General features: G+C 39.3%; 14 protein-coding genes. 3 read left to right on the forward strand and 11 right to left on the reverse strand.

Annotation, left to right across the window (positions count from 1 at the left end):
* Nucleotides 1-267 precede the first annotated feature (267 nt).
* Nucleotides 268-1,101 carry a Sir2 family NAD+-dependent deacetylase gene (gene cobB / locus ACE2AL_RS09060; RefSeq protein ID WP_206086627.1) on the forward strand — a complete coding sequence of 278 codons (834 nt, stop codon included), beginning with the start codon at nt 268-270 and terminating at the stop codon, nt 1,099-1,101.
* A 49-nt stretch (nt 1,102-1,150) separates the two neighbouring features.
* Here cobB and ACE2AL_RS09065 read toward each other — a convergent pair whose 3' ends face one another.
* Nucleotides 1,151-1,861, reverse strand: coding sequence for an SDR family oxidoreductase (locus tag ACE2AL_RS09065; RefSeq protein WP_272539437.1), 711 nt, complete (start codon nt 1,859-1,861; stop codon nt 1,151-1,153).
* 390 nt (nt 1,862-2,251) lie between these two features.
* On the opposite strand from ACE2AL_RS09065, the gene pepT reads away from it, so the two are divergent.
* Complete coding sequence (gene pepT, locus ACE2AL_RS09070; RefSeq protein WP_206086399.1) at nt 2,252-3,487, forward strand: peptidase T; 1,236 nt, start codon at nt 2,252-2,254, stop codon at nt 3,485-3,487.
* A 53-nt stretch (nt 3,488-3,540) separates the two neighbouring features.
* Here pepT and ACE2AL_RS09075 read toward each other — a convergent pair whose 3' ends face one another.
* The 10 genes from ACE2AL_RS09075 to ACE2AL_RS09120 all read right to left on the reverse strand — a co-directional run bounded on the left by ACE2AL_RS09075 (nt 3,541) and on the right by ACE2AL_RS09120 (nt 13,380).
* Entirely contained in the window at nt 3,541-4,140 is a 600-nt protein-coding gene (locus tag ACE2AL_RS09075) for a LysE family translocator (RefSeq protein WP_206086400.1), read from the reverse strand.
* A gap of 344 nt (nt 4,141-4,484) precedes the next feature.
* Nucleotides 4,485-5,609, reverse strand: a complete 1,125-nt coding sequence (locus tag ACE2AL_RS09080) for a cupin domain-containing protein (RefSeq protein ID WP_206086401.1) — start codon at nt 5,607-5,609, stop codon at nt 4,485-4,487.
* A 254-nt stretch (nt 5,610-5,863) separates the two neighbouring features.
* The gene (gene phoQ, locus ACE2AL_RS09085) at nt 5,864-7,321 is read right to left on the reverse strand and encodes a two-component system sensor histidine kinase PhoQ (protein ID WP_206086402.1); all 1,458 of its coding nucleotides are present in this window, start codon (nt 7,319-7,321) and stop codon (nt 5,864-5,866) included.
* Between the two features lies 1 nt (nt 7,322).
* A complete protein-coding gene (gene phoP, locus ACE2AL_RS09090) occupies nt 7,323-7,997 on the reverse strand; it encodes a two-component system response regulator PhoP (protein WP_206086403.1) in 675 nt (224 codons plus the stop codon).
* A 243-nt stretch (nt 7,998-8,240) separates the two neighbouring features.
* Nucleotides 8,241-9,611: an adenylosuccinate lyase gene (gene purB, locus ACE2AL_RS09095; RefSeq protein ID WP_375084261.1), complete on the reverse strand. Its 1,371-nt coding sequence runs from the start codon at nt 9,609-9,611 to the stop codon at nt 8,241-8,243.
* A gap of 17 nt (nt 9,612-9,628) precedes the next feature.
* A complete protein-coding gene (gene hflD / locus ACE2AL_RS09100) occupies nt 9,629-10,255 on the reverse strand; it encodes a high frequency lysogenization protein HflD (RefSeq protein ID WP_206086405.1) in 627 nt (208 codons plus the stop codon).
* Between the two features lie 2 nt (nt 10,256-10,257).
* Nucleotides 10,258-11,361, reverse strand: a complete 1,104-nt coding sequence (gene mnmA / locus ACE2AL_RS09105) for a tRNA 2-thiouridine(34) synthase MnmA (RefSeq protein ID WP_272539446.1) — start codon at nt 11,359-11,361, stop codon at nt 10,258-10,260.
* 135 nt (nt 11,362-11,496) lie between these two features.
* Nucleotides 11,497-11,946, reverse strand: coding sequence for an NUDIX domain-containing protein (locus ACE2AL_RS09110; RefSeq protein ID WP_272681439.1), 450 nt, complete (start codon nt 11,944-11,946; stop codon nt 11,497-11,499).
* Nucleotides 11,939-12,595 carry a 23S rRNA pseudouridine(2457) synthase RluE gene (gene rluE / locus ACE2AL_RS09115; RefSeq protein WP_206086406.1) on the reverse strand — a complete coding sequence of 219 codons (657 nt, stop codon included), beginning with the start codon at nt 12,593-12,595 and terminating at the stop codon, nt 11,939-11,941. Before rluE ends, ACE2AL_RS09110 begins: the two co-directional genes overlap by 8 nt.
* A 131-nt stretch (nt 12,596-12,726) precedes the next feature.
* Nucleotides 12,727-13,380: a hypothetical protein gene (locus ACE2AL_RS09120; RefSeq protein WP_206086407.1), complete on the reverse strand. Its 654-nt coding sequence runs from the start codon at nt 13,378-13,380 to the stop codon at nt 12,727-12,729.
* A gap of 531 nt (nt 13,381-13,911) precedes the next feature.
* Between ACE2AL_RS09120 and icd the strand changes: the two genes are divergently transcribed.
* On the forward strand, nt 13,912-15,165 hold the full coding sequence (icd, locus tag ACE2AL_RS09125; protein ID WP_206086408.1) for an NADP-dependent isocitrate dehydrogenase: 1,254 nt from the start codon (nt 13,912-13,914) through the stop codon (nt 15,163-15,165).
* The last annotated feature ends 809 nt before the right edge of the window (nt 15,166-15,974 follow it).

The raw sequence follows: 15,974 nt of genomic DNA on the forward strand, positions 1-15,974 counted from the left end.
GGGGTACTATCAAGAAAGGTTTTTTTATTGTTTTACGGTTGCGCGATTTTTGTGGCTCAATTATGAATAAATGATGAAATATTTATGATAAAAAGGTGACAAAATCGATACCCTCGATATTTTTATTTGCATTCAACTGCGTGATGCGCTCTAGTATATTAATGTTTAAATAATATAGAAAAGTGGTGTATTAACAGCGATAGAGAACAAATTTAATTATCTGAGTTGTTATACATTGGTTGCTTGAATGAAGGGAAGCTTTCGATGTTGCGATATCGTCATAGATTAAAAAAAGCTCGTAAAAATAAATGTGTACGCCGCCAGCGACTTCGCAACCGGTCTTTTTATATAGATAACAGACTAAATGATATGAAAAAAGTGAACATTGTTGTATTAACTGGTGCAGGTATTTCGGCTGAGTCAGGTATTCAAACATTCCGCTCTGCGGATGGATTATGGGAAGAACACCGTGTTGAAGATGTTGCGACACCTGAAGGTTTCGAAAGGGATCCTCAATTAGTGCAACGTTTTTATAATGAAAGGCGTAAACAACTTCAGCAGGACAATATCAAACCCAATGCGGCACATTTTGCGTTAGCGCAACTGGAAGAATTGTTAGGTGACCATTTTTTGTTGATCACACAAAATATTGATAATTTACATGAAAGAGCGGGAAGTAAACGCATAGTCCATATGCATGGTGAATTATTAAAAGTACGTTGTAATTGGTCCAATCAAGTATTGGAGTGGAAAGGGGATTTAACGGTAGAAGACCGTTGCCATTGTTGCCAATTTCCTCAACCATTGCGACCGCATATTGTATGGTTTGGTGAAATGCCTATTGGTATGGATTATATTTATCAGTCCCTTGAAAACGCGACAATTTTTATTTCTATTGGGACATCTGGACATGTATACCCAGCAGCAGGTTTCGTCCATGAAGCAAAATTGCATGGTGCTCATACTGTTGAGCTTAACTTAGAGCCAAGCCAAGTCGAAAGTGAATTCGATGAAAAACATTACGGTTTGGCAAGTCAGGTGGTGGTGGAGTATATAAACCAGTTGATAATGGAATTACAGGTTAAAGACATCGCGCAGTAAGCATTAAGGGAAACGAAGTTTCCCTTTTCAGATTTTTTATAAAAATCAGTTAAACATTTTCATCCATCATGGCTGGCATAGTGATTTCTTTTACGCATGTTGCATTGCTGGTGCTGAGTATAAACCGCACAGCACTAACCACATCCTGTAGGGGGATCAGTTGACCTCCACTTTGTTCAATAACATCATCTACAGGCAAAGACAGCGGGTATTCAGTTGCTAAATAGCCTAAATTCAGTATTGAAATAGCAATTTTGTCTTCCCTTAAAGTTTCCCTTAATGACTGAATAATACCCCTTAATGCATATTTAGTGGCAGAAAAGGTAACCTCTTTGCCTTTATGGTTATCTAATCCCCAGGTTGAGCCAATTAAAATAATTTTGCTATTTTTTGCTAAACGTAAGTTAGGTAATAATGCTTTCAAATTGAGCAAGCAAGCACTGATATTGGTTTGGATCATATTCAGTATTTCAATATCATCGCTTGTTTCAAATTGATATTTATCACTAAAGGCTAACTTCTCCCAGATACCAACATTATAAATTAAGGTATTAATAGGTTGTTGCTTAATGGTGTTTTTAATTATGTTAGCGGACTGGTTATCACTTAAATCTGCTTGGATCCAATAAAAGTTGCTCTGCTCGAATGGCGGTTTTGAGCGTGAAACGCCATAAATAACATCATTAGGACCAGGTACCCCCTCAACAAGTGCTTTACCTAATCCTTTGCTAACACCATAAATTAAACAAGTATTTGACATAATATCCTTAATTACCTTGAAACAAATTAATGTTGTTTATTTGCTAAATGATAAGCAAATAATTATTTACCTTGTATAGCACAGTTGTTTAAAAAAATAACTGGCTAATAATGCAGTTGTTGGTTAATCGTTAACTTAATTTGACGCTTTAGGTAAGAAAAAATAACTGATTACCGACGAGATAATACACATTGAGTATTATCTTTATTATTTATGGGTTCTTTTGTGGGCAAAATGCAAACAGGTATATAAAATAAAATGCGTGAATTAAATATAATTTACGCATTATGCTAAAAAAGCACCAGCAATAACCGCAAAGCTGATTTGAAACAATAATTGAATCTGTGATCTTTCCCATAATATAGCTATTGATATTTTAGGGGGATGGGTATGGACAAACTCTTGGAGCGGTTTTTTGAATATACTGCTTTTGATACACAATCAAAACTGAATGCAAAAACAGTACCTAGTAGCACAGGCCAGCTAAAATTTGCCCGAGCACTAGCTAAAGAACTGAATGAATTAGGATTTGATCAGGTGACGTTAACCGATCAAGGTTGCTTAATGGCCTTTTTGCCATCGAACGTTGATTGGGATGTTCCTACCATTGGTTTTATTTCTCATTTAGACACAGCGCCTGATTTTTCGGGTAAAAATGTTTGCCCACAAGTTTTAGAAAACTATCGAGGTGGTGATATTGCGTTAGGTATTGGTGACGAAGTCTTATCGCCAGTCATGTTCCCTGTATTACATGAAATGATTGGCAAAACACTGATAATGACTGACGGTAAAACATTATTAGGTGCGGATGATAAGGCGGGGATCGCTGAAATTATCACGGCTCTGGTACGTTTAAAGGGCAATAAAATCCCACATGGGAAAATATGCTTAGCATTTACCCCTGATGAGGAAATTGGCCGTGGTGCCCGTCATATTGATTTTAAGCAGTTTGATGCATTGTGGGCTTACACCGTTGATGGCGGTGGTGTAGGGGAATTAGAGTATGAAAATTTCAATGCGGCAAACGTAGGTATCAAAATTGTTGGCAATAATACTCATCCTGGTAATGCAAAAGGGGTAATGGTAAATGCGCTCAATTTAGCTAACCGCATTCATTCCATGTTACCTGCGGATGAAGTGCCTGAAAATACAGATGGTTACGAAGGGTTTTACCACCTCACATCTATGAAGGGAACGGTAGAAAAGGCCGAACTAAACTATATTATTCGTGATTTTGATCTCGCCAGTTTTGAAGCGAGAAAGAAAAATATTATTCGTATTGCTGAAAAGGTTGGAGAAAACCTTCACCCAAGTTGCTATATTGAGCTGACATTAGATGACACTTACTACAACATGCAAAGAGAGGTGATGAAATATCCCCATGTTGTTGAGTTAGCAAAACAGGCCATGATTGATTGTGGTATTGAACCTGTTGTTCAGCCAATTCGTGGCGGAACGGACGGCGCTCAGCTTTCTCATCGTGGTTTACCTTGTCCAAATATTTTCACTGGGGGATATAACTTCCATAGTAAACATGAGTTTATCACCCAAGAGGGCATGGAACAGGCGGTAGACGTTATTATGCGAATCGCTGAATTAACAGCAATTCATGCTCGTCAGCCATAAACTATTTATCTAAGGAAGCACACTCAAAATTTATTAGAGTGTGCTTCACGGATTTATTGAAATAATACAGAAATACCACTCAGTGCCAAAAGTATCCCCATCACTAAGTTAAATCTTCTTAATATGCGAGGTTGCGATAATCGTTCACGTAATTGATGACCAAACAAAGCCCAAATCGCAACGCAAGGCCAATTTATCAAGGCGAAGACCACAGCGACTAACAATATTGAAAAATAGGGTTCCACAGTGTTGGTATACATTGCCATACCTCCAACTGCCATGATCCAAGCTTTTGGGTTTATCCATTGAAAAAGCGCAGCTTCTATGAAAGTTAATGGTTTATTTTTTTTATTATTCGCTTTGGTCATAGCGTGACTAATTGCTGTTTTCCATGCTAACCAAAGCAAATAGATAATACCGAGATATTTCAAAATGGCGTATAGCAACGGTGAAGATTGAATGATGGTCCCCATACCTAAGCCGACAGCGAGTAACATAATAAAAAAGCCACATGAAACGCCAATGCTATGGGGAACAGTACGTTTAAATCCAAAATTAACACCTGAAGTGAGTAACATGACGTTATTGGGGCCAGGGGTGATTGATGTAGCAAACGAAAATATCGATAAAGCTAAAAAAACTTCTATATTCATGATGTTGTATGCTAGCGTGAAATATATAAATTAAGTTTATATTGCAAGTCTGCAAAGGTAGTTGTTTGTTAATTTAAAGTATTTTAGAAATGAATTTTGAAAATGCTTTATCTATGGATGCCATTTTTGGTGGTAATAGGCTAAATAATGACGATTTATTAGTGATAAAATAGACAATAAAGCCCATTAAATAGAGGTAAGTAAAGAAAAGTGGTTCTATGACTGGTTTTTTCCAGCAGAGAGAGCGTATTTTTTGAAGTAATATTTCTTATTTATAGAATTACAAGCCCATCATTTTAGGATGAGCTTGTATATTATTTAGATGTTATTTTTAATAAAGCGAATTAGTCGTCAAAATACCAATAACCATTATTCACTAAGGCTGTCATAAGAGCGATAAAATTGACATCATCAATAGCTTCGCCCAGAGTTTGGCTATTAACGGAATCATAACGACATAAGCTGTCTGCAGCTTCATAGCAAGTGGTTTCTAAACATTCACCATTTACGAAGAATTGATCGCCGACACGTAATGCTCTAAGACCGTTAAGTTTATATAAAGTCTCTTGCTGTGTTTTTAGCAAATCATAGATTTCATCGTGTTCGTAAGGCGGTTCTGGTGGTGCAATATCTAATTCATGGCGTGATTGAGAAATAAACTCACCTAGCCACTGACGAAACAAATCAGGGTCGTTAATCAGTGATTCCATCATTTCACGCAGTTTGATTTGTTCACCTTGTAAAATCTCAGCAGGGTTATCACGGAACGATAAATCAGGATCACTATAACGATAACTGCCTAAATCATTAGAAATTAAATGGTCAGCAAAGCTGCTCATCAGTTCGCGTGTATTGGGTGCTCGGAAACCAACAGAGTAGTTTAATGAGGGCTCAATAGCATAGCCTTCATGTGGGAATCCAGGTGGGATATATAGGATATCACCTGGCTCCATTTCTTCATCAATGATAGCGTCAAAAGGCTGCACTTGCAGAAGGTCAGGGTGAGGACAATGTTGTTTCATTGGGATTTTTTCCCCAACACGCCAACGACGACGGCCTTCTCCTTGAATGATAAATACGTCGTATTGATCAAGATGAGGGCCAACACCGCCACCAGGTACGGAATAAGAAATCATCAAGTCATCCATACGCCAGTCGGATAAGACACGAAATGGCTTCATTAAGGCGGCACTTGGATGATGCCAATGATCCACAGCTTGCACTAAAATAGACCAATTTTCCTCACCGAGGTGATCATAACTTTCAAATGGGCCATGGCCGACTTGCCAAACTCCCTCTTTATGGCTGACTAAACGGCTATCAACCTCATCTTCCATCGCTAAACCAGCAAGTTCGTCTGGTGAGATAGGATCAATAAAACGCGCAAACCCTTTTTTGATAAGCAGTGGGCGCTTCTGCCAGTGACTGTCGAGAAAACTCTGCCAGTCAAGATTGAGTGTATAGTCCATCTTATTGTCCCTAGGAGCTGTTGAGCTTTCCTGATAACTTTTACAATGTCTAGATTAATATGGCTGTTCTAGTCTTAATAACCTAAGTAAGGCTTATTTTACTCTATCGATCTTATCTTAAATAAGTGGGAACTGTGTGATGATTTTGATTGAAAAAGCATTATCAAAATATAACAGCTCCGCGAAAAAAACCTCTTAAATAGTATACCTGAAATGGTTTGTAAAGTAGGGAATAAACGGATTCACATCACATATTAACTATCTTCAATCATAGATTGCTGCCGAAATGTGACGGCTAATCGTGCCCCACCGAGAGGGCTATCACAAATGGTGATTTCCCCATCATATTGATCAATGATATCCACTGCGATAGACAAGCCTAATCCTTGGCCTGGTCGAAGTGTATCTGCACGTTGCCCACGAACGAAAATGAGGCTACGTTTGCTTTCAGGAACACCTGGGCCATCGTCGTCCACAATTAATGTTAGGCTGTCTTGTTCAACAATGGCGGTCACTTCAACAAACTCCAAACAATATTTGCAGGCGTTCTCCATAATATTACCCATCACTTCCATAAAATCATTAGGTTGACCTAACCAAGTTACTTCAGGGGAAATATCGACGGTAATAGAAACGCCTTTGTGTTGATAAACTTTGTGTAATGCGCTTGCTAAGCTATCTAATATTGATGGAACAGATGAAATTTCTCTGAGCATCAGGTTTTCATCACCTTGTGTCGACGCACGATGCAAATAATAACCGACTTGTTGTGAAATTCGGCCAATTTGTTCCAGCATGATGGGCTCAGCTTGGTCGATGTTCATTTGTTTACCTGAACGAAGTAAGCGCAACGTGGATTGTAAAACAGCAAGTGGTGTTTTCAAGCTATGGGTTAAATCAGACAAAGTGGTGCGGTATTTGCTATAGCGTTTTCGTTCGTTAGTTAACAAAATATTCAAATTACGCACTAATCCTCTGAGCTCAGAAGGAGGGTTTTCATCTAGGGTATCCCTTTCGCCTTTTTCAAGACTACTTAGCTGAGAAACTAAGGACTTGATGGGACGCAAGCTCCAATAGGCGGCGAGCCACAGTAAAGGAATGACTAAAATTAAGTTAGCGAGCAATACATAACCAAACCATTCCCATACTAGCCCTGTATTTTGTAAATCTTGTGGCAATGTATCGACAACAACAATAGTTAAAGGAGGCAGGTTCTCTCCAGCGGCATATTGGTTAACTGAAACGGAGTGAGTGAGCGGCTCATCATCACTTTCTATTTTATCCAACTTGTTGTTGTATTCTGGATTGTCATCAAGGAGTTGGCGGGTTTCACGAATATCGGTATCAATTTCGTATAAACCTTCTTTTTTTAACCAATCATTGCGGATCAAGCGCTCAACACTAGGTACATCACGCTGGCGCCATAATACTTGCCCTTGTTCATCGTAAATAATGATTAATGTAGGGTTATTTAACGTGAAATTTGGAGGAACACGAATATCAATTTTATCGTTTTGCCACTGAGCCAGACTATAAATTAGGTTACTTTGGCTCCGTAGTAGGGTGTAGGTGGTTTTATCGAAACTGATTAAATAACCAAGTATGGCCACGATGCCATAGGACAGTGTTAACGCAAGGATAACAGCAGACGTTGCGCACAAAAATCGAGCACGTAACGAAAGCGGTTTAACTTTAAATTTGCTTAGCCACATGTTAGCCATTCACATCAAAACGGTAGCCTTGGCCACGAACCGTCACGATAACTTCATCACTATGAAATTGTTGAATTTTCTTTCTCAATCTTCCCATTAAAACATCAATGGTATGGCTTTCTCTAAGCTCTGCGTCTGGATAAAGTTGGCGCATTAATGAATCTTTGCTAACAACCTTACCATTATTGCGTAATAAGGTTTCAATAATGGTATATTCAAAAGCTGTTAGTTTAACGGCTTCACCATTTACAGTGAATTCTTTACGAGACAGGTCGATAACAAAGTTATTCAACTCCAATACTTGAGAGGCTAACCCGCTGTTTCTGCGCATTAGTGCTTGCATGCGAGCGACAAGCTCTTCTAATTGAAAAGGTTTGGTGACGTAGTCATCTGCTCCGCTATTTAATGCTTGGACTTTTTCTTGCCAACTTTCGCGGGCGGTCAGTACTAGGAGGGGGATATTTACATGATTACTGCGCCAACGTTTGATCATTGATAGGCCATCTTCATCGGGTAAGCCTAAATCGACAACGGCGATGTCTGGGCAGCTTTCATGCAAAAAATAGTCAGCTTCTTTTGCGTCTTCAGCTGAATCAACCTGATGACCCAGTTCTTTAAGTTGAACTGTTAAGTGATGACGAAGTAACGCATTGTCTTCGACGATAAGAATACGCATCTGAAACCCTCATAGTAAAAAATTAAAGTGCCTACCGAGATAATCATGAATCATGCACTAGAAACGTCATGGTAAAAAGAGATCTCAGCCACGACAAGGGATTAAGTAAATATAAGTCAAACAAAGCAAAAAAAAAGCGGTTTTTTTCGAGTGATTAGGCTGTTTTGGGGAATTTATGGTTAATATAGAAATAGAGCTAATAAAAAAGGCGGCACATTGGCCGCCTGAATAAATCAACTAAGATTATTTCAGTTCATCAATAAAAGTGACAGCGTAACCAATGTAGTTAGCGGGTGTCATTGCTTTTAAGCGCACTTTTTCATGCTCAGGTAACTCTAAACCATCAATAAACTGTTTCATGCCTTCAGCGGTAACACGCTTACCACGCGTTAATTCTTTCAGTTTTTCATACGGTTTTTCGATACCATAGCGACGCATAACAGTTTGGATAGGCTCCGCTAACACTTCCCAATTTTGGTCTAACTCGTCCAGTAAGTGCTGTTCGTTAACTTCCAGCTTGTTTAAGCCTTTCATAGTAGATTGATAGGCAATTAAGGCATAACCTAAGCCTACACCCAAGTTACGTAGTACAGTTGAATCCGTTAAGTCACGTTGCCAGCGGGAAACAGGCAGTTTGCTCGCTAAATGACCTAAAACAGCATTTGCTAAACCCAAGTTACCTTCGGAGTTTTCGAAGTCGATAGGGTTAACTTTGTGTGGCATGGTAGAAGAGCCGATTTCGCCAGCGATAGTTTTTTGTTTAAAGTGATTTAATGCGACATATCCCCAAATATCACGGTCGAAATCTAACACAATTGTGTTAAAACGTGCGACGCAATCAAAGAGTTCAGCAATGTAATCATGTGGTTCAATTTGCGTAGTGAATGGGTTCCACTGAATGCCTAATGAAGTCACAAACGTTTCGCTAAATTCGTGCCAGTTCACTTCAGGGTAAGCAACCATATGTGCATTATAGTTACCCACTGCACCGTTAATTTTACCTAAAATTTCAACATGTTGTAGTTGACGGAATTGACGTTCTAAACGGTAAGCAACGTTGGCAAACTCTTTACCAATGGTTGATGGCGTAGCAGGTTGACCGTGAGTCCGAGAGAGCAATGGCAGGTCGCGGTATTCATGCGCCATTGCTTTTATTTTATCAATAATTTGACGCCATTGAGGTAAAAGCACCTCTTTACGTGCTGTTTTGAGCATCAATGCATGAGAAAGGTTATTGATATCTTCTGATGTACATGCAAAGTGAATGAATTCAGAAACCGAATGCAGGGCAGGAATATGTTCTACTTTTTCTTTGAGAAAATACTCAACGGCTTTAACATCGTGGTTGGTTGTGCGTTCAATTTCTTTAATCCGCATTGCGTCTTTTTCGCAGAAGTTCGCAACAATTTCATCTAAGTAAGCGATTGCGTCAGCATCAAATGAAGGAACTTCTTTGATTTGAGCGGTTGCAGCCAGTTTTTGCAGCCAGCGAACTTCAACTTGCACGCGAAATTTCAGTAAGCCAAACTCACTAAAAATAGTGCGTAAAGCGCTGACTTTATCACCGTAACGGCCGTCAATCGGGGATACAGCGGTCAGTGAGGATAATTCCATTGGTAGCAACTCCAGATTTAAAGGTGAGACAAAATTTCTTTCGCCTGATTTGCCAGACGATTGCGAGAAAACATAAGTTGGATGCGACTTCCACCCACTTGCTGCCAAAGTACTGCGGAACGAATACCCGCCAGCAAAATTGCGCGAACTTTAGCCTGAACTAAGGTGTTTTTCAGAATGTCAGGGGAACCCGTTACTTGAATGCGTGGGCCAGCAGGGCTGACGACATCAACATAGATTCCTGCTAATGCATTAAACACACCTTCAGAAAGAGGTTCAAAATAGCTCGCTTGGCGCTCGAATTGCTCAATACGTTGCCCAAGCTTATTCATCGCTTCATCGTCTTTATTTAGACGACGCTCAAGGGCCATCATGCTCAGCATATAACGCGTCATCTCGGCGGATAAACCACTGTTACCACCTGTTAGCATGCCTAACATTGCACCTAAACCTGTTTTGAGATTTGCAGGGGCATTACCATACACATCTAATGTGGAGCTTGGGTTCATGTTGGTCAGGCTATTGACCATTGTTTCGGCATCGCTATCAAGGCATGTGCCTTCGTGGGCCAGCTTTTGAACCATAGCACCTGCTTGGCAGATCCCCGCTAAGGCAAGCGTAATGTCGTAATAATTTTTCGCCACAACTACTCCTGAATACGCGCTTCAATAATGCCGCCACCAAGGCAGACTTCGTCAATATAGAACACGGCAGATTGCCCTGGGGTGACAGCAGCAACTGGGTAATCAAATGTGACTTCGATTCGCTCTGCATCAATAGGCGTAATTGTACAAGGGATATCCCCTTGACGGTAACGCGTTTTGACTACACAGCGCAATGGTTGGGTTAGCGTTTTTCTATCAACCCAGTGTAATTGCTGCGCAATCAAGCCGATAGACATCAACCGTGGATGCTCATGGCCTTGTGCAACAATTAATATATTGTTTTCAACATCTTTATCGACAACATACCAAGGTTCTTCTGAACCTTCTTTCGTTCCACCAATACCTAAGCCCTTGCGTTGGCCTAATGTGTGATACATCAGGCCTTCATGTTGACCAATTGTTTCACCATCAACCGTGACAATCGGACCTGGTTGAGCAGGAAGGTAACGACCGAGGAAGTCGCGGAATTTACGTTCACCAATAAAGCAAATGCCCGTTGAGTCTTTTTTCTTTGCGGTGATTAAACCGATTTCTTCAGCAATACGGCGGACTTCAGGCTTTTCAAGCTCACCGACAGGGAACAGGCTTTTTGCCACTTGTTCATGGCTGAGTGTATACAGGAAATAGCTTTGGTCTTTATTACCATCTAAACCACGGAGTAACTGGCTTTTTCCGTTGACATCACGGCGGCGTACATAGTGGCCTGTTGCAATATAATCTGCCCCTAAATCTTCAGCAGCAAATTCTAAGAAGGCTTTAAATTTGATTTCTTTGTTACACAGGATATCAGGGTTTGGCGTGCGGCCCGCTTTGTATTCGGTTAAAAAATGTTCGAACACATTGTCCCAATACTCTGCGGCAAAGTTGATGGTGTGTAACTCGATACCGAGTTTGTCACACACAGCTTGCGCATCAGCAAGGTCAGTTGCAGCGGAGCAATATTCCGTATCGTCATCTTCTTCCCAGTTCTTCATAAACAGGCCAGCCACCTGATATCCTTGCTGCTGCAGCAAATAGGCGGATACGGATGAGTCAACACCACCGGACATACCGACGATGACTTTTTTCTGGCTGTTATCTGACATGGTACTGTTATTTGACATGGAAATAGTCTCACTGCGGAAAAATCAAGCCCCATACTTTAGCATGTTGACCCCTTGTTGCACCAGCGTTAGAGAGAATATTATTGCTTGGTGACAATTTCACCAAGCAAAGGGGGATTATTGGTAGTGGGAGCCATAAGCTGAAAGAATATCTAGAGGGTAATGATTCCCAGTTTGAAAGCAACGCAAGCTTTCAGCGACTAAAGGGGAACGTAAGCAGTCACTTTCTAAAATGTCTTGCGCGTCGACCCAGTGACAACAGGCGATATCGCTATCTTGCGGGTGGGTTTCACAAATAGCATCAAGTTCGACAGCAAATAAAAAGCGAATAAATTGAGTGCTGTCAGGTGCAATCCATTGATGGATTTGAATTAATTGAGTTGGCGTCGCTTGTATGCCAGTTTCTTCAAGTAACTCACGTTCAGCAGCTTGCAAGAGAGTTTCGTTAGCCTCTAAGTGGCCTGCGGGTTGGTTCCAAGTGGGTTTATCATTAATCCACTCTTCGACGACTAGAAATTTGCCTTCAGCATGCACAATTGTTGCGACAGTGACATTGGGTTTAAACAACATTGACCTCCATCCATTCACCTACTGATAAATCCCCTAAATTAAATTCACCCATTTGATAGCGAATTAAGCGCAGCGTTGGGAATCCGATATTTGCCGTCATACGACGCACTTGTCGATTACGGCCTTCGTATAATGTAATTTTAAGCCAACTTGTTGGAATATTTCTGCGTTCTCTAATTGGCGGATTGCGGGGCCACAACCATTTAGGTTCTTCGACTAACTCAATCCCTGCGGGAAGCGTAGGGCCATCATTTAACGTCAGCCCTTGGCGAAATCGTACCAATGCACTTTCATCAGGGATCCCCTCTACTTGAGCATAGTATATTTTCCCTGTTTTTTTCTGGGGTTGTGTTAAACGCGCTTGTAATTTTCCATCGTTAGTTAGAATTAACAAGCCTTCGCTATCTCTATCAAGGCGACCCGCGGCATAAACATCCGTAATAGGAATATAGTTTTTTAGGGTGTCGCGGCCTTGTTCATCGGTAAATTGTGGCAGTACATCAAAGGGTTTGTTGAACAGAATAACTTTGCGTACTTTAGCGGGTTGGCGACTAGCTGAAATTGCTAAATGCTTGGTGGATTTGGCGTGTTTTTGTTTTATAGGGGATGAGCCAAATTTAGCCCGTTTCTTAGGGGGTATATTCATTTGTCGTTAGCCAGATAGTAGTGCCAGTAAAAAGGTACGTCTGAAAGTATAATGGAAATCAACGAAAAAAAATATTCTTAGGGGGTAGGGAAATATGAGTCACAAAGCGTTATGACTCATATTTTAATTAATTATTCGCTGATCTCATCAATGAACTCACTAAATATATCGAATATCCGCTCAATGAGACCTAAGCAAATTGTATATTCTTGATGACTAAAAGGAATAGTATCAATAAGTTCAACTTCACTACCCATGGTATGACCGCTTTCACGACTTAAATGAAGATCACCACAATAAACTAACGCATTAGGGGAATGTTGTGCAATTTCATTTAAATAAGTAAAAAATACACGACCTGTGGCTTCTATTGATTCAATGATGACTAATCGAATTTTTGCAGGCTGGTTTGATAACATTTCAATGAGTTGGTAAGTGAGTTTACGATTGGCTTCCATTTGTGGTGACCACAGCCACGCTAGAGTATCTGTTATAGGTTGTGGCTTATTCATTTTCAATGTGCATAAATCACTGAGATACCATGGCCAATGATTTTCATCTTCAAGTGCGTGTGTATTAACAGCTGCCTCTAACGTATTTTGTGGAAAAGTAAAAGGCAAAATAAATTTATTTAAATCACCAAAGCTCATAATAAAAAAAGCTATTTTAGGCAGAAACTCTAAAGATTCAGCTGTAGGGCGCTGCGGGTCGATGGGTTTTAAGAAAAAAGGGTGTTGAGCATATTCATTTTTCTTTTTTTGAATAAAAATAGAAAGTTTTTTCATATAATCACCTTTTTATGAGTTGGTTATTAATGATTTTATATTCATTTTATATTTGCCTATATTGCGATATTTATTAGTGGGAGTTATTTCTTAGCTTATTCGTGCTCTTTATTTGCTCACCTTTACTAGAGATTAAAAACATTAAAATCATAAAAGTAATAAATTGAGGATTTGTTAATTAAAGTTATTGTTTATTAAAGGAAAAAATAACAAACAACTCAATTTATGTGAGCAGTTCGAATGTTTATTAATGTTATTCCAGATAAAATTAATGTGAATTGAGTTTCAAAGTCGTCAAGGCAGTGTTATTGGGTTTCGATGATTTGTAGGGTATGAGTGAGTTATCTTTTTCAGTAATGATATGATTTTATAAGGAATTATTCTGTTTTTATTCACGTGTTAGTGCGTTTAATGCGATCCATACTAAAGCTTAGGTGAGTAATCATTGGCGTTCGACGCAGATTGAAGTAGTATTGACACGTCTCTTACAAAAAATTAACAAGCAAAATACGCAAGTGAAAGGAGAGGTTAATGGAAAGCAAAGTAGTAGTTCCGGCAGAAGGCGCTAAAATTACCATTGATGCAAAAGGCAAACTAAACGTTCCGAACAACCCAATTATCCCTTATATCGAAGGTGACGGCATTGGTGTTGATGTCACTCCAGCAATGTTAAAAGTGGTTGATGCGGCAGTTAAAAAAGCTTACAACGGTGAGCGCAAAATTTCTTGGATGGAAATTTACACTGGCGAAAAATCTACACAAATTTATGGTAAAGATGTTTGGTTACCAGAAGAAACTCTCGATTTAATCCGTGATTACCGCGTTTCAATTAAAGGTCCTTTAACAACTCCAGTTGGTGGTGGTATTCGTTCTTTGAACGTTGCACTACGTCAACAACTTGACCTGTACATCTGCTTACGTCCAGTACGTTACTACAAAGGCACACCAAGCCCAGTTAAACAGCCCGAACTGACCGATATGGTTATTTTCCGTGAAAACTCGGAGGATATTTACGCAGGAATTGAGTGGAAAGCAGGTAGCGCAGAAGCTGACAAAGTCATTAAATTCCTGCAAGATGAAATGGGTGTGACAAAAATCCGTTTCCCACAAGATTGTGGTATCGGTATCAAACCATGTTCAGAAGAAGGAACAAAGCGTTTAGTTCGCGCGGCAATTGAATATGCAATTGATAATGGTCGTGATTCAGTGACTTTAGTTCATAAAGGCAACATTATGAAATTCACTGAAGGTGCGTTTAAAGATTGGGGTTACCAATTAGCACAAGAAGAATTCGGCGGCGAATTATTAGATGGCGGCCCATGGGTTAAAATTAAAAACCCTAAAACAGGCAAAGATATCATCGTTAAAGATGTGATTGCAGATGCATTCTTACAACAAATCCTGCTGCGTCCTGCGGAATATGATGTTATAGCGTGTATGAACTTAAACGGTGACTACATTTCTGATGCATTAGCAGCACAAGTTGGTGGTATCGGTATTGCGCCAGGCGCTAACATTGGTTCTGAGTGCGCATTATTCGAAGCAACTCACGGTACTGCACCTAAATATGCAGGTCAGGATAAAGTAAACCCTGGTTCTATCATCCTTTCAGCTGAAATGATGCTGCGCCATATGGGCTGGACTGAAGCCGCTGACCTAATCGTTAAAGGTATGGAAGGCGCAATCGCGGCTAAGACTGTAACTTACGATTTCGAACGTCAGTTAGAAGGCGCTAAATTACTGAAATGTAGCGAATTCGGCGATGCAATGATCGCACACATGTAATTTATTACGTGTTGTGATTAAGAACGGGAACTTAATAGTTCCCGTTTTTTATTGTCACATTTGAAACGGTTATCAAAAAGTTATCAAAACGAATTATCAAAATCTTCTCAAAAAACTAAGCAAAAATAGAGAAAAAACATTTTTTTATTTTTCTTTTATTGGTTTTAACTATATGTGTTGGACTTGCTTACTATTGTGATGAAAATAATTATATTATAGGAAATATTGTTCCAGAATTAATAGGTGTATGTGTAGACTTATTAATTTTTATAATTCTTTATGAAAAGATGGGGAAAAGCATCTTTAAAGAATAAAAAAGACCCCTATGTTAGATAGGGATCTAAACGTTCTAGGTTTACTGATGTTTTATTATGTATTGTCGAGTAGACAGGTCGTGCATGCTCGCTGTAAGTATTAGCTTATTAAGTGAGCCATTTAAATCTACGCCTTTGTTTAAATAATAGCCAGTTAATATTTGTAAATGTATAACCTTATCGATTAGTCTTCGATGGTTGTTTTTGTATGGAGTGTAACTATATGATCTTTAGTGAGCTAGATACAAGGCGATAACATATTGCAGAAAATATATTGTTTATAGGATAGATTTATACAGGAGATCGTGTTTTTTAGGTACACATCATGCACATGAACCTTTGAGAATTTTTAGTTTAAACAGTATGTTGATAAATATATAATTAGGTTTTGAATTTAAATAAAATTAACAGTCTAAGATACGTTGCATATCGCAAAAACAAAGTGTTGGTAAATATAATGTACGCCAAGAATTTTTTTCTATAAAGTTACTCCAT

The organism is Providencia xihuensis (assembly GCF_041953405.1).
Taxonomy (GTDB): domain Bacteria; phylum Pseudomonadota; class Gammaproteobacteria; order Enterobacterales; family Enterobacteriaceae; genus Providencia; species Providencia vermicola.

Bases quoted from the DNA above. Each gene is read 5' to 3' on its own strand.
- ACE2AL_RS09065 (WP_272539437.1), bottom strand. From the start codon at position 1,861: ATGTCAAATACTTGTTTAATTTATGGTGTTAGCAAAGGATTAGGTAAA.
- icd (WP_206086408.1), top strand. From the start codon at position 13,912: ATGGAAAGCAAAGTAGTAGTTCCGGCAGAAGGCGCTAAAATTACCATT.
- ACE2AL_RS09075 (WP_206086400.1), bottom strand. From the start codon at position 4,140: ATGAATATAGAAGTTTTTTTAGCTTTATCGATATTTTCGTTTGCTACA.
- phoP (WP_206086403.1), bottom strand. From the start codon at position 7,997: ATGCGTATTCTTATCGTCGAAGACAATGCGTTACTTCGTCATCACTTA.
- purB (WP_375084261.1), bottom strand. From the start codon at position 9,611: ATGGAATTATCCTCACTGACCGCTGTATCCCCGATTGACGGCCGTTAC.
- ACE2AL_RS09120 (WP_206086407.1), bottom strand. From the start codon at position 13,380: ATGAAAAAACTTTCTATTTTTATTCAAAAAAAGAAAAATGAATATGCT.
- ACE2AL_RS09080 (WP_206086401.1), bottom strand. From the start codon at position 5,609: ATGGACTATACACTCAATCTTGACTGGCAGAGTTTTCTCGACAGTCAC.
- phoQ (WP_206086402.1), bottom strand. From the start codon at position 7,321: ATGTGGCTAAGCAAATTTAAAGTTAAACCGCTTTCGTTACGTGCTCGA.
- mnmA (WP_272539446.1), bottom strand. From the start codon at position 11,361: ATGTCAGATAACAGCCAGAAAAAAGTCATCGTCGGTATGTCCGGTGGT.
- pepT (WP_206086399.1), top strand. From the start codon at position 2,252: ATGGACAAACTCTTGGAGCGGTTTTTTGAATATACTGCTTTTGATACA.
- rluE (WP_206086406.1), bottom strand. From the start codon at position 12,595: ATGAATATACCCCCTAAGAAACGGGCTAAATTTGGCTCATCCCCTATA.